The following is a 13,551-nucleotide window of genomic DNA, read 5'->3' as shown; positions in this document are numbered from 1 at the left end:
GCAGCAACGGATATGCCCCCAATCAGACCAGATGCAAATGGTTATCCCAAAGCCCCGCCGGCAACTCCAGCGGCTTGGCCACCAACGGCACCTGCCGACAATCATAAAACCGGCAACGCCCCTGCCCGGAAGTCACCACAAACCCGTCAGCCACCGCCCCCACCCCGGCACAATCCGGCAACGGCCCGTCCAGCAGCAACTGCGCGCTGTCCATGTTCCAGATAAAGAACCGATTCCCCCGAGGCGCCGTCAGCGCCACCAGTCGCAACTCACTGTGCACCGCAACGCTGGCCGTGTAATGCCCCATGGCCTGCAACTGCTCATCCGCCACCGCAAACGCCTCAAACGGCTGCCCCGGCCGCTTGATCGCCAGCAATTCCGACCGCTCATGAGACGCCCCCATGAACTGCTGCCCCGCGAGGATCGTACCGTCGCTGGCAATCCCCATATGCCGCACACTGTTCATCTGCTGGCTCAGGGTTTCCTTGCTCAATAGCGTACCGTCGCGTTGCATCAGGACCAGGCTCGGCTCCATGGCATTCAGGTTCATCTCGACCCGGCTCTCCGCTTCGGTACGAATCCCGCCGTTAGCCACCACCAGCGTCTCGCCATCAGGCATCCACGACACCTGATGCGGCCCGATCCCATGGGTAGAAATCTCCCCGGTGTGCACCAACCGCTCACCCTCGAACCGATACACCCCAAGCAAGCCACGGCCCGGATCGGAGGTGTCGTTTTCCGTGGCATACAACCACTCGCCATCCTTGTGAACCACCGCATGCCCATAAAAGTGGCGATTGGCGTTGGACGTAATGGTCTGCAGCAGCGCCCCGTCACGCAAGTCGATCAGATAGCTCTCGGTGCCCGGCCGGCGGGCGACAAACAGCGCAATCGGCAGCGTCGGGTGGTTGATGATGTCGTGGCAACGTTGGCCAACCTGGGTCGCAAACACTTGTTTACCGTCCAGGTGGAAGCCGACGGCGTAGTGCTTGCCGTCACTGTCATCACGCGCCGATAGCAGCAGCGGGCTTTTGCCCTTCTGCTTGAACAGCGTCCAGCCACCCAGGGTAATTGCGCTGAGCAGCACGCTGCCGAGGGCCAAAGCCTGTCGCCTGAACATCATCAGTCACCGTCGTTGGCGTTAAAGCCCAGTTGGATACCCAGCGCCTTGGCCAGTTCGCCTTCGTGCAGGCGGTGGACCACGTTGAGGCTGTCGTAGAGGTCGTTGAGTTGCTGGCGCCCGGCATCGTCGCCCAGCAGTTCGTTCAGCGAGCGCTGGTTGCTGGCGAACAGTTTCAGGGACGCGGCATACGCGGCGTCGATCTTGTCAGCCAACGGCTTTTGATCGGCAGGCAACAGGCCGCGCAAGCCTTTGTTGTCGACGCCGACCCATACGGTCTGTGCGGCAGCCAGGCTGGCCTCCAGGCTTTGCAGGGACGACTGGCTGCGCCACGCATCTGCCTGGAACGGCTGCGGGATGCCCTTGGTCTGGCGGCCCATCGGGGTGCCGAGTTTTTTCTTCAGGGTGTCCAGCGCGGTGACTTGTACCCGCAGCAGGTCGGCGATGGCTTCGTGGGAATCGGCGTAGCGCTGGTTAGGAAACTTGGTCATCTGCGCCAGCATGCCGTCGGTGCTGTTCCAGCTCGACAGGATTTCTTCGGCGAGCAGTTTCTGGCGTTCGCCGATGGCTACCAGCAACGGGCAGTAACGGGCTTTTTGTGTCTCGTCCGCCAGGTCGGTCTTGGCGTCGTAGAGGATGTATTCGTAGGCCGACAGGCCCTGCACCACAACGCTGGATTTGGCCAGTGCGGCGGCATCGATCTGCGGCTGGGCAGTCACCAGTTGCTCCACCTGACGGCCCACCAGGTTTTTCTTGTCCGGCCAGAACTGCACCTGCCACGAGCGGTTGCCCTCGGCCAGCGGGCCGATCAGCAGCGGTTGCAGTTCGGCCCAGGCTTTTTGTGCGTGCAGGAAGTCAGCACGGGCGGTCTCCAGGCTTTCCTTGCCCTGGCAGTAGGCCAGGGCACTGACGGCCAGTTGGCGGTCGGCTTCAACCCAGCGGCTGTAGGTCGGCAGGATCACTTGCTTGGCGATGGCCGCCGAGGTCACCGCTTGCGGGTCCTGGGGCGAGCATGCACCCAGGGCGAGGGCGGCCAGGCTGGTGAACAACAACTTGGGACGGAACATGTCGAGCTCCCTTCTGTAATTAGGACAAAGCTTATAAAGAATTCAGGAATGCCAGCAACGCGGCGCGCTGTTCGGCATTAAAAGACAACACATGCTGCTGCGCCGCCTGGGCTTCACCGCCGTGCCACAGCACGGCCTCCATCAGGTTGCGGGCGCGGCCGTCATGCAAAAACTGGGTGTGGCCACTGACGGCTTGCGTCAGGCCGATGCCCCACAACGGCGGGGTGCGCCAGTCGCGGCCACTGGCCTTGAATTCGGTACGGTTGTCGGCGAGGCCGTCGCCCATGTCGTGCAGCAGCAAGTCGCTGTAGGGGCGAATCACCTGGTTGGCCAATTCAGGTTCGGCAGCCGTTGGCGCCGTGGTGAATTGCGGGGTGTGACAGCCCTGGCAGCCAGCCTGGTAGAACAGGTTTTTCCCGGCCAGCACCTGCGGCGCTTTGACGTCGCGGCGGGCGGGGACGGCCAGGTTGCGGGTGTAGAACAGCACCAGGCGCAGGATGTTGTCGCTGACCTCAGGCTCGCCGTCCGGGCCATTGCCGTTGGGCGCCTGTTTGCAGGCGACTTGTGCATCAGTGCAGTCATCGAACGGTCTCAGGGACGTGGTGAGGCCCATATCACCAGAGAACGCGTGAACATTTTGTTGATTGAGGTTCGGTTGCCCGGCTTTCCAGCCAAATCGACCGAGCACGGTCTTGTGTTGCGCGTCGTCCCAGACCCAATTCGCGCGTCCGACAATGGCATCCTTATCGGCGGTTTTCGGGTCGGTGTTGCGCAGGATGTCGGCGTCGGGGATGGCTTCCAGCAGCCCGAGGCCGATCATCGGCGGTGCGACCCGGGCCGAGAAGCGCGTGTCGGGGTGCATCGGGCCGTAGCCCAGCTGGGTGATTTGCAGCGCCGGCTTGCGCAACTCGACGACGGTACCGTCCTTGAAGCTGACGTTGACCGGTGTGTAGTCGACCCGCACCTTGCCTTCCGGGGCGACGCCGGGCACGGCCATGTCCTGCAATTGCCCGCCGTAGACCGGCTCGGGGACGACACCCAGTTGCTCGATGACCTTCGCATAGGGCGGCGCATCGGGGATCGACAGGCGTACCAGCATCGACACCGCGTTGGTTGCATCAGGCAGTGGCGGATGACCACGGCCATCCTTGATATGGCAGTTCTGGCAGGCGTTGGTGTTGAACAGCGGCCCCAGCCCATCGCGGGCAGTGGTGGTCGACGGGGCAATCACCCAGGGGCTGCGGAAGAAACTGTTGCCCACGCTGAAGTCCAGGCGCCGGGTCGGGGACAGGTTGGCCGAGGGTAGCGAGAAGGCGTTCTGGTCGGTTTTTCTCACCGTTGTCGCGCCACCCGCGCGCGCTTCGCCCGGCTCCGCTTTGGTGAATCGCGGGGCGTCATCGCAGGCACTCAGGCTCAAGGCCATCAACAGTGCAGACAGGCGAAGGGGCGAACGGGGCATCAGGTTTCCTGAACGGAGGCTGAAAACAAGGCCGCAAAGTCTAACAGGGCAGGGCGGATTGAATAAGAGCAATTATCGTTTGGTGATATCCGATTCATTCCCGCTAGAATGACCGCACATTTTTCTCTGGAGGTGGCCAATGCAGGCTCTCGACGCTTTGCTCAACCGTGTTTCCGTGCCGCGACTGCTGGACCCGGCACCGACCCAGGAGCAGCGCGACCTGCTGTTCGCCGCCGCCATGCGCGCCCCCGACCACGGCCAGCTGCGGCCTTGGCGCTTCCTGACGGTGGAAGGTGCGGCACGTGAGCGCATGGGCACGCTGCTGGCCGAAGCCGCTCGCCTGCAAGACGCCGACGCGCCCCAGGCCGCGATCGACAAGGCGCAGAACGGTCCGCTGCGTGCGCCGTTGGTGGTGGTAGTGATTGCCCGCCTGCAGGAACATTTCAAAGTGCCAAAATCCGAGCAACGGCTGGCGGCGGCCTGTGCGGCCCACGGGATTCTGCTGGCGGCCTACGCCCAGGGGATCGGCGCGGTGTGGCGCACCGGTGAGTTGTCGTACTCGGCACACGTTGCCAAGGGCCTGGGGTTGACCGGGGACGAGGAAGTGATTGGCTTCCTCTACCTGGGCACGCCACAAAACCCGCCGCGTACCGCGCCGAAAGAAGACCTGGCGCCGTTTGTGGCAGCCTGGACGGGTCAATAAAACGCCGCAACTCTAATGTGGACGGGCTTGTGTGGGAGCGGGCTTGCTCGCGAATGCGGTGTGTCAGTCAATACCTGTACCGACTGATCCACCGCATTCGCGAGCAAGCCCGCTCCCACATTTAGACCTCACTGGTTTCAAGCTCGGGTCAAACCCGAAACTGATCCATCAGCTTCATCTGCTGGCTGGCCAACGCATTGAGTTGGCTGCTGATGGCTGCCGACTCGGTGGCCTGGCCGGTCAGGGTTTCGGTCACGGTGCGGATCGCCGAGACGTTGCGGTTGACCTCTTCGGCCACCGCACTTTGCTGCTCGGCGGCGCTGGCGATTTGCAGGTTCATGTCGCTGATCACCGTCACCGCATCGCTGATCTTGCCCAGGGCCTGCACCGCCTGATGAATCTGCCCGGCATTGTTCTGCGCCTGGCTCTGGCTCGAATGCATGGTCGCCACCACCCCACGGGTGCCGGTCTGGATGCGCTCGATCACCAAGCGAATCTCCTCCACCGAATCCTGTGTACGCTTGGCCAGGTTGCGCACCTCGTCGGCCACCACCGCAAAACCTCGCCCGCTTTCCCCGGCCCGCGCTGCTTCAATCGCAGCGTTCAGGGCCAGCAGGTTGGTCTGTTCGGCGATGCTGCGGATCACTTCCAGTACCGAACCGATCTGTTCGCTGTTCACCGCCAGGGCTTCGACTTCGGTCACGGCCTTGCTGACTTCTTCAGCCAGGGTGGTGATGTCGCGGGTGCTGCGCTCAATGATCTGCATGCCTTCACGGGCTGACTGGTCGGCACCGCGAGCAGCGTTGGCGGCGTTGGAGGCGCTGTTGGCCACGTCGTGGGCGGTGGCGCTCATTTCATTCGAGGCGGTGGTCACCTGGTCGATTTCCCGGAACTGCACCTGCATGCCTTCGCTGGTCTGGCGCGCGATTTCCGAGGATTGGTCGGCGGTGCCACGGGCTTCGGTGATGCTTTGCTTGATCTGCGCGATGGTCGGCTGCAGCTTGTCGAGGAAGCGGTTGAACCAGTTCACCAGTTCCCCCAGTTCATCCTTTTTCGTGTAGGCCAGGCGTTGGGTGAGGTCACCGTCGCCGCTGGCGATTTCCTTGAGCATGGCCGCCACGCTGTTAATCGGCCGGGTCACGCCGGTGGCAGCCAGCCAGATCAGCAACAGGCCAAGCAGGCCAGCCGATGCGCCTACCAGCAACGCCTTGAAAGTGTCGCTGGCCTGGGCGTTGTCGAGCACGGCCTGGAGTTTGTGGGCGTCTGCCAACAGCACCTGTTTGGGCAGCTTGATTACGATGCCCCAAGATTTGGCGTCGGCAATCGGCTTGATCGGGTACACCGCGCGAATCGTGTTGTCTTCCTCGCGGATCTTGCGGGTATCGTTGGCCAACAGTTGCACGATTTCCTTGCCTTCGGCGCCCAGGGTGTCGATCAGGTTTTTGCCGACTTTGGCGGGTTCACCGCTGTAGGCGGCGATCAACCCGGTGCTGGAGATAATCTCCAGGTGCCCGGCGCCGTCGAACAGCTCTTTCTGCACCGCGTCGGTCGCGGCTTGCAGGGTGTTGAGGGCGAGGTCGACACCCACCACGCCAATCACTTTGCCCTCTACCAGCAGGGGCAGGGAAATGGTGGTCATCAACACCGGTTTGCCGGCCACGGTGTCTTCATACGGGTCCAGCAGGCAGGTGTTTTTGGTGTCCCGCGGGCAGGTGTACCAGATGTTGTAAGGCGTACCGCTGAGGTTGAGGGTGGTCTTGGTCAGGTCATCCTCGACCATCACCGTGTTCAGGCCTTCACCGCCGGCGCGGCTCCAGTAGCTGGAAAAGCGGCCTTTTTCGTTGGACACGCGGGCGGCATCGTTGACGAATTCGCTGTCTTTGCCGTCCAGCGCGTTGGGCTCGAACGACAGCCAGATACCGAGCACCTTGCTGTTGCGGTCGAAGGTGGTTTTCAGGCTGTGGTTGAGCTCTTCACGCAAGGCTGCAGCGTCCAGCGAGCGCTTGCTGGCCAGGCTGCGCAGGTCCTTGATCTGGTCGGCGAGGGCCGTGACCACCAACAGGCTTTCACCGAAGGTCTTTTGCAGTTGCGAGGCTTGTTCGGCGGCCTTGGCCTGCAGCAAGTTCTGCACACTGTCGGTAAGCATTCGTGAGCTTGAATTGCTGATCAGTTCGTCGTTCTGATTGGTCTGGTACAGGTTCATGCTGACCACCAGCGCGATCACCCCCAGCAGGCAGAGCCCGGACAGCAGCACGATTTTCAAACGTATGGAGAGGGTGTCGAACATAGGTTTACCCGCGAATGGACTTATTAGTATGCAAGCTCAGGCGAGTCCATTCGGCGCTATGCCCGGAACATCGGCTTGAGCCGGCAGTTCATGAGCGTAAGCCGATGAGCGGTAGGCGGGGGTCAGGCAGGGTGCGGGAGGCGTTCCGGCCGCGACCAGATCCACAGGTTGCCCATGCTCATTCCGGCGATGGCCAGGTAGATCGGCCAGCCATGGTCGAGCATCACCAACATCAAGCCGGCGCACAGCAACATGCTCACGGTAGCGCTGACTTTGGCCCGGCGGGCGATGATCTTGCCGTTGCGCCAATTGAGCAGGATCGGCCCGAACAGGCGGTGGTTTTCCAGCCAGGCACTCAGGCGCGGGGAGCTTTTGGTGGCGGCCCAGGCGGCCAGCAGGATGAATTCGGTGGTGGGCAAGCCCGGTACCACAATCGCAATCAAACCGATGCCCAGGCTGACGTAGGCCAGCAGGCCGAACAGGACACGGGCGATTTTGGATGAGGATTGGGTTTTGCCGGTCATGGTTGAGGTTTGCATGGATGGATTTACGAAGGATTCAAATTGAAACCGGGTCAAAATGTGGGAGCGGCGGTGCGACGATTCGACTTGCTCGCGAATGCGGTGTGTCAGTCAATACATGTACCGACTGATCCACCGCATTCGCGAGCAAGCCCGCTCCCACATTTGATTGCATTCCAATCAGGGAATCAGGCCAGTTCAGGGGCGCTAGCGTACGCCTGTTCCAGCAACACGGTGAAGCGCACGAACGCATCAACCGCGCCTTTCTCCACTTCGGCTTCTTCTTCAGCGGTGAATTCCAGTGCGTCGAGGGTGCGGGTGAAGCGTTTCCAGCCTTCAGCGCGACCACCTGCCGGCTCGCCCAGGTGACGGGCACCGAAGGTTTCGCTCAGGCCCAGGCCCACGGCGCGCTTGATCAGGAACGCGGCGCCCAGCTTGGAGCCTTCGGACACGAACAGCCAGCCCAGGGCTTCGGCCTTGCTCGGGTTTTTCACCGCGCCGGCGACCGGTGCCGGTACTTCGGTGTCCAGGTCGCCCAGGTCCAGCTTGGCCGCTTCGGCACGGCAGCGTTCGGCCAGGTCGGGGACGATCTTGATCAGTTCTGCATCGTTGTACAGCGCCACCAGCTCCGACTGGAACAGGTACTGCGCGACCACGAAGCGGGCGAAGTTGGCCTGGGTTTCAAACGGTGCATGGGCCTTTACCAGCGCGTCGAGCTTGGTGTGCGGTTCGTTGGTGATCTGGTTCAGGCGTTGAGAGCGCAGGCTTGGGCGTTCAGCAGTAGGAGAAGCGGTCATGAAGATGTCCTTGAGAAGAGGATGCGTCTGGTTGCCAGGCTGTTATGAACTAGACGAACCAGAAGACGCGTCACAGTAAAAAATCCTCACCCCGTGGAAGAAGAAATTCCGGCGGGGCGAGGCTCCATTGATCAGATGTCCCAGATCAGGTTGATCGCAAAGTTGCGGCCCGGCTGGGTCAGGCGGTCCAGGTTGGCCGGCCCGGTCACACCGGCTTCGCCGACGCTGTCGTAGCTGCGAACGTCGTCCCAGTCCCAGTATTTCTTGTCGGTCAGGTTGTACAGGCCACCGTTGATGGTTACGTCGTTGGTGACCTTGTAGAAGCCGGTCAGGTCCACGATGCCGAAGCCCGGGGTCTTGAACGGGCCGTTGGCGCTGTTGCCGTCGGGGGCGAAGAAGGTGGTGCTGTCGACGCGATTCTGTTTCTTGACCAGGGTCCAGCTGACCAGGGCACCGTAGTTCTGCTGGTCGTAACCCAGGCCAAATACGCCCTTGAGCGGGTTGACGCTGTTCAGCGGTTCGCCGTTGTCGTCGTTGCGCCCGTAGGTGTAGGCAATCGAGCCTTTGGTGTACAGGCCCTGCGGCGCGCCAAACGCATCGAGGTTCAAGCGGCCCTTGGCTTCCACACCCTTGATGGTGGCGTGCTTGATGTTGTTGGCTTCGAACTGCTGGACCGTGCCACCGGCGACCGAGGCATCTTCGTTGATGAAATCACGGTACTTGTTGTAGTACACCGCCACGTCAAACGAGCCCGAGTCGAAGTTGCCGCGAATTCCGGTTTCGACACCCCGGCTGCTTTCCGGCTTGAGGTCCGGGTTGGGTTCGACGGTGTAGCCCTGTTGCAGGTTTTCAAAGCGGCCATACAAGGCCTTGGCCGACGGCGTGCGATAGCCTTCGGCGTATTGGCCGAACCAGGTGTATTGCTCGGTCAGTGCGTAAGTCACGCCGAATTTTGGCGTTACACGGTGCCAGTTCTTTTCCGAGTTGCTGTGGTCGTAGATGCGTGTCGGGTCAACGGTGTTGAGGAATTCCTGAGTCAGCTTGGGTTTGAGCTGGATGTAGTCGTAACGCACGCTGGGCAGGAATGTCCACTTGTCCCAGGCAATCTGGTCCTGGGCAAACAGCGCGTAGGAGTTGATGGTCGGATCCGGGAAGTCGCTGGCCTTTTTCACGCTGTCGGCGGCCGACGGGCTCGGTGCGCCGATGGCCGTGCAACCGCTGCCGACAGCCAGGCAGGTCGCGGAGCCTTCACGGGAACCCGTGACTTTCTGCTGTTTGAGGGTGGTGCCGTAGGTCACAACGTGGTCGGTTTCGCCGATGCTGAAAGCCTTGTCCAGCTGCGCGTCGAATACCCACTGTTTCTCTTCGTACAGGGTGTCACGGGTGCGCAACACCTTGCGCGATGGCTGGTAGATCTCTGCGGTGGTCTGGTCGGTCTTGGCGATCTGGTAGTTGAGGCTGGTCTTGATGTGATCGGCAATCGGCGAGTCGAGGGCGAACGTGTTTTCTATGCCGAAACGCTCGCGGGTGATGGTGTCGTTGCCCGTACGGCCGCGGTAGAAGTTAAAGCCCTGGCCACCGACGAACGGGCCACCTACCGCGTTTTTCAGGTTGGTGTCGCGATCATCCTTGAACTTCTCGTAGGTCAGGCCCAGGCGATTCTCTTCACCATAATTCCAGCCGAGCTTGGCCAGGATGTTAGTGGTGCGCGCATCTTCCGGGTTGGCGCCGGTGCGGGCCAGGCCGGTGGCGTTATTGCCGTCGTAGGACTCCATTTCGTGGCCGTTGCGCTGGCTCAGGTGCAGCAAACCGTCGAAGTCCTGTACGCGACCGGCGACGGTGCCGGAGGTCAGCCAGCTTTCGTCGGCGGAGCTGTAGCCGGTCTTCAGGCGCGCGCCGAAATCCTGGCCGGGCTTGATGATGTCGTCGGGGTCGAGGGTGAAATAGCTCACGGCGCCGCCGATGGCGCTGCTGCCGTACAACGCCGAGGCCGGGCCGCGCAGGATTTCCACGCGCTTGACGATTTCCGGGTCGACGTAGTTGCGGCGAGTCTTGGCGTAGGGGCCGTTGAAGAAGTTGTCGGGGACTTCGACGCCGTCCACCTGGGTCAGGATGCGGTCACCGTCGATGCCGCGAATGTTGTAGCCGGCGTTCCCGGAGCGGGTACCGGCACCACCTACCGACACACCTGGCTCATAGCGCACCAGTTCGCGGATGGTGTTGACGTTCTGGCGGTCCAGTTCTTCGCGGTCATGCACCGTCACGGTGCTGGGCACGCTGTCCACGGCCTGTTCCTGGCGGGTGGCGCTGATGGTCATTTGTTGCAGGGTGATAGCGCTGCCAGCGGCGCGTTTTTCCAGCACGATGTTGTTGTTACTCAGTTTGCGATAGCCGAGGTTGGTCCCCACCAACAGCCGGTCCAAGGCTTTATCTGCTGGCAACGCGCCGCGCACGCCAGGGGACGACACACCCTGGCCCAGCTCGGCGGGCAGGCCGACTTGCCAGCCGGTCACCGCGGTGAAGGCGTTCAGCGCCGAGACCAGGGATTGTTGCTCGATGCTGAAGCTGTAATTGCCCTGGCTGCGGGTGGCAGGCTCGGCAGCGGTGGCGGCGACGACGGGCGCCCCGGCCAACAGGATGGCAGCCGTCAGCAGGGACAAGCCGTGACGGCGAACGGGCGAAGAGGGCCGGCGGTTGAAACGAGAGGACATCGAGAGCGCTCCGGAAGGTACGAATCTTATAGTTGCGACACTGAATCAAATAGGAATCAGTTGCATTGGCTATAACGAGACGAACCGCCGATGGCTATCGAGTAAAAATAATTCTCATTTAGTTCAGGATCACCAGCGCCGGGTATTCCGAGAGCTTGGCTGAAGTGATGTGCGCCAGTGAGCGCACGACGTCGAGAGGCTGGTCGAGACGGTAATTGCCGGTGACCGCCACGCTAGCGAGCTTGTCGTTGTTGTTGACGATCCAGCCCGGGTAGTAGCGCCGCAATTCGGCCAGCACTTCGCTCATCGGGCAGTTTTCGAAGATCAACCGACCGTCGACCCAGGCCAGGTCCTTGGTGGTGTCCAGCTTGGCGGGTTGGCTGAAGCCTTTGGGCCCGATGCGGATACTTTCACCGGCGCTCAGGCGTACCCGGGCATCGTCAAAGGTGTTGCTCAGGTCGACGTCGCCGCGCTGTACCTGAACCTGGGCTTCACCGTTCAAGTAGCGCACCGCGAAGGACGTATCGCGCACGCTGGCGCGCACCGGGCCGGCGTCGATCTCCAGGGGCAGGCCACGGCTGGGCAGCACTTCGAAAAACGCCTCGCCCTGGTACAGGCGGGCGATGCGCTGGTGGTCCTTGATGGTGCTGGAGAAGGCGGAATTGGTGTTAAGCAACACTTTCGAGCCATCGTCCAGTTGCAGGCGCTGGCGTTCGCCCACCACGGTGAGGTGGTCGGCCTGCAGGCGCATCGGCAGGTTGCTGAAGCTGAACAGGCCCAGCAACAACACGGCGGCGGTGGTCAGGGGTTTCCAGTGAGGTTTGATACGGCGCCAGGCGCTGGGTTTGCGTGGCGCATTCAGGGCGACGGCAGCGCTGTGCACCGGCGCGCCGGCCCAGGCGGCCTGGGCCTTGATGAAGGCTTCGGCGTTCAAAGGGTCGCGGGCGAGCCAGGCTTCAAATTCGTCTTGCTGCCCGGGTTGCGGGCACTGCAAGGCGATCAGCCAGTCGAGGGCTTGGTCCATAGCCGTGTTTTGCAACACCTCATGAGCCAGCTCATGGGGGTGCAGTTTATTCGGATCCGTCACGGTGTTCCTCGGGTCTTCGCCACGTTTTAATCAATAGTCCTACAGACTGTGCCGACAAAGCTTAAGGGCGATCCAGTCTTTCGGCCACACCTATGCAGATGGCCATGATCAATTTCAGTTCCTTTTGCACGGTGCTCAGAGACACGTCGAGTTTGTCGGCGATCTCTTGATAGCTGCAACCGTGCAGGCGGCTGAGGATAAATATCTGCTGCTGACGGGCGCTCAACTGGCCGAGGCTGACACTCAGGTGCTCGAGCAATTGCTCGGCCTGTGTCGCGTCTTCGGGAGTGCTGACGGGGGAGGCGACGCTTTGCAGGACGTCCAGTGGGACATCTTCCTGCAGGGTGCGCGCCTGAATCCTGCGGGCACGCAGGTGATCCAGCGCCAGGTTGCGCGCCGTCTGGTAGACGAAGGGTTCGAGGTGGTCGATCGGCCGTTCGCTCAAGGCCCGGGTAACGCGCAGGTAGGTTTCCTGCAGCAGGTCCTCGGCGGTGCTGTGGTTATTCACCATCCGCTGCAAGGTGCGCAGCAGAATCACCCGCTGGGTGAGGAAGACTTGATTGAAGCGAGATTGGCTCACAGTGATACCAGACCGGTTTGCATCAAATGATAATGCTTATCATCAACGCAAATGGCAAGTGGCACTTGGCAATACTGTAGGAGCGAGCTTGCTCGCGAAGGGCGTCAACGATAGCGCTGGCGTCCTGAATAAACGCGGTGTCTTTGCGTTTTTCGCGAGCAAGCTCGCTCCTACAGGCCGAGCATTACTCGGCGTTGCACAGCGCCAGGCAGTTATCCAGCATGCGGTTCGAGAAACCCCACTCGTTGTCATACCAGGCCAGCACTTTCAGCAGTTTGCCGCTGACCTTGGTGTGATTGGCGTCGAAAATCGACGACAGCGGGTTATGGTTGAAGTCACTGGAAACCAGCGGCAGGGTGTTGTAGCCGAGGATTTTCGAGTGCTGGCTGGCTTCTTTAAGCAGTGCGTTGACCTGCTCGGCGCTGGCTTCTTTTTTCAGCTGCACGGTGAGGTCTACCAGCGACACGTTGATCACCGGTACACGCACGGCCATGCCGGTCAGCTTGCCTGCCAGTTCCGGCAGCACCAGGCCCACGGCTTCGGCGGCGCCGGTCTTGCTCGGGATCATGTTCTGGGTGGCCGAACGCGCGCGGTACGGGTCGGTGTGGTAGACGTCGGTCAGGTTCTGGTCGTTGGTGTAGGCGTGGATCGTGGTCATCAAGCCGCTTTCGATGCCCAGCTCGCGGTGCAGCACCTGGGCCACCGGTGCCAGGCAGTTGGTGGTGCAGGAAGCGTTGGAGATGATCTGGTGGGATTGACGCAAAATGTCATGGTTCACGCCATACACCACGGTGGCATCGGCGCCCTTGGCCGGGGCCGAGATGATTACCTTGCGCGCGCCGGCGGTAATATGGGCGGCAGCCTTGTCACGGTCGGTGAACAGGCCGGTGCATTCGAACACCACGTCCACCTTGTGGGCAGCCCACGGCAGGTCGGCCGGGTTGCGAATGGCACTCACGGCAATCCGGTCACCATTGACGGTCAGGCTTTCCTGATCGTGGGCGACCTCTGCATCGAAAGTACCGTGTACGGTGTCGTATTTAAGCAGGTGGGCATTGATCGAGCTGTCGCCGAGATCGTTGATGGCGACGATCTGCAAATCCTGGCGGTAGCCTTGGGTATAAAGTGCGCGCAGGACATTTCGGCCAATACGGCCAAAACCATTGATAGCGATACGTAGAGTCATTGGAAGGTGCCTGTCGTCGATTTGTTGTAAGAA

General features: G+C 61.6%; 11 protein-coding genes and 1 pseudogene. 1 reads left to right on the top strand and 11 read right to left on the bottom strand.

Annotated elements, in window-relative coordinates; genetic code table 11:
* Window positions 1-22: 22 nt before the first annotated feature.
* From ACA046_RS26070 to ACA046_RS26060, 3 genes are read right to left on the bottom strand one after another with little or no spacing between them, the layout of a single operon-like run.
* A complete protein-coding gene (locus tag ACA046_RS26070; protein WP_459029404.1) occupies window positions 23-1,120 on the bottom strand; it encodes a DUF1513 domain-containing protein in 1,098 nt (365 codons plus the stop codon).
* A gap of 2 nt (window positions 1,121-1,122) precedes the next feature.
* Window positions 1,123-2,187, bottom strand: coding sequence for an imelysin family protein (locus ACA046_RS26065; RefSeq protein WP_497675248.1), 1,065 nt, complete (start codon window positions 2,185-2,187; stop codon window positions 1,123-1,125).
* A 31-nt stretch (window positions 2,188-2,218) separates the two neighbouring features.
* Window positions 2,219-3,646 carry a di-heme oxidoreductase family protein gene (locus tag ACA046_RS26060; RefSeq protein ID WP_497675247.1) on the bottom strand — a complete coding sequence of 476 codons (1,428 nt, stop codon included), beginning with the start codon at window positions 3,644-3,646 and terminating at the stop codon, window positions 2,219-2,221.
* Window positions 3,647-3,785: 139 nt separating this feature from the next.
* Here ACA046_RS26060 and ACA046_RS26055 point away from each other — a divergent pair, with 139 nt between their 5' ends.
* A complete protein-coding gene (locus tag ACA046_RS26055; protein WP_076017466.1) occupies window positions 3,786-4,349 on the top strand; it encodes an NAD(P)H nitroreductase in 564 nt (187 codons plus the stop codon).
* Window positions 4,350-4,497: 148 nt separating this feature from the next.
* Here the strand turns inward: ACA046_RS26055 and ACA046_RS26050 are convergent, their stop codons facing one another.
* The 8 genes and pseudogenes from ACA046_RS26050 to gap form a co-directional block, all read right to left on the bottom strand.
* Window positions 4,498-5,253, bottom strand: coding sequence for a methyl-accepting chemotaxis protein (locus ACA046_RS26050; RefSeq protein ID WP_497677139.1), 756 nt, complete (start codon window positions 5,251-5,253; stop codon window positions 4,498-4,500).
* Window positions 5,254-5,355: 102 nt separating this feature from the next.
* A pseudogene (locus ACA046_RS26045) lies at window positions 5,356-6,495 on the bottom strand (methyl-accepting chemotaxis protein); the annotation flags it as partial.
* 263 nt (window positions 6,496-6,758) lie between these two features.
* The gene (locus ACA046_RS26040; RefSeq protein WP_459029402.1) at window positions 6,759-7,160 is read right to left on the bottom strand and encodes a YbaN family protein; all 402 of its coding nucleotides are present in this window, start codon (window positions 7,158-7,160) and stop codon (window positions 6,759-6,761) included.
* Between the two features lie 185 nt (window positions 7,161-7,345).
* Window positions 7,346-7,954 (bottom strand): biliverdin-producing heme oxygenase, encoded by a 609-nt coding sequence (locus tag ACA046_RS26035; RefSeq protein ID WP_318302217.1) that lies wholly within the window; start codon window positions 7,952-7,954, stop codon window positions 7,346-7,348.
* A gap of 131 nt (window positions 7,955-8,085) precedes the next feature.
* Entirely contained in the window at window positions 8,086-10,665 is a 2,580-nt protein-coding gene (locus ACA046_RS26030) for a TonB-dependent receptor (RefSeq protein WP_076017462.1), read from the bottom strand.
* A 118-nt stretch (window positions 10,666-10,783) separates the two neighbouring features.
* Window positions 10,784-11,752 (bottom strand): FecR family protein, encoded by a 969-nt coding sequence (locus tag ACA046_RS26025; RefSeq protein ID WP_497675246.1) that lies wholly within the window; start codon window positions 11,750-11,752, stop codon window positions 10,784-10,786.
* Window positions 11,753-11,813: 61 nt separating this feature from the next.
* The gene (locus tag ACA046_RS26020; RefSeq protein ID WP_003214115.1) at window positions 11,814-12,332 is read right to left on the bottom strand and encodes an RNA polymerase sigma factor; all 519 of its coding nucleotides are present in this window, start codon (window positions 12,330-12,332) and stop codon (window positions 11,814-11,816) included.
* Between the two features lie 184 nt (window positions 12,333-12,516).
* The gene (gene gap, locus ACA046_RS26015) at window positions 12,517-13,518 is read right to left on the bottom strand and encodes a type I glyceraldehyde-3-phosphate dehydrogenase (RefSeq protein ID WP_003214117.1); all 1,002 of its coding nucleotides are present in this window, start codon (window positions 13,516-13,518) and stop codon (window positions 12,517-12,519) included.
* Window positions 13,519-13,551 lie beyond the last annotated feature (33 nt).

Source organism: Pseudomonas sp. LBUM1641 (assembly GCF_059716235.1).
The sequence above is the reverse complement of the archived record's forward strand: the minus strand, read 5'-3'. Positions and strand labels throughout refer to the sequence as shown.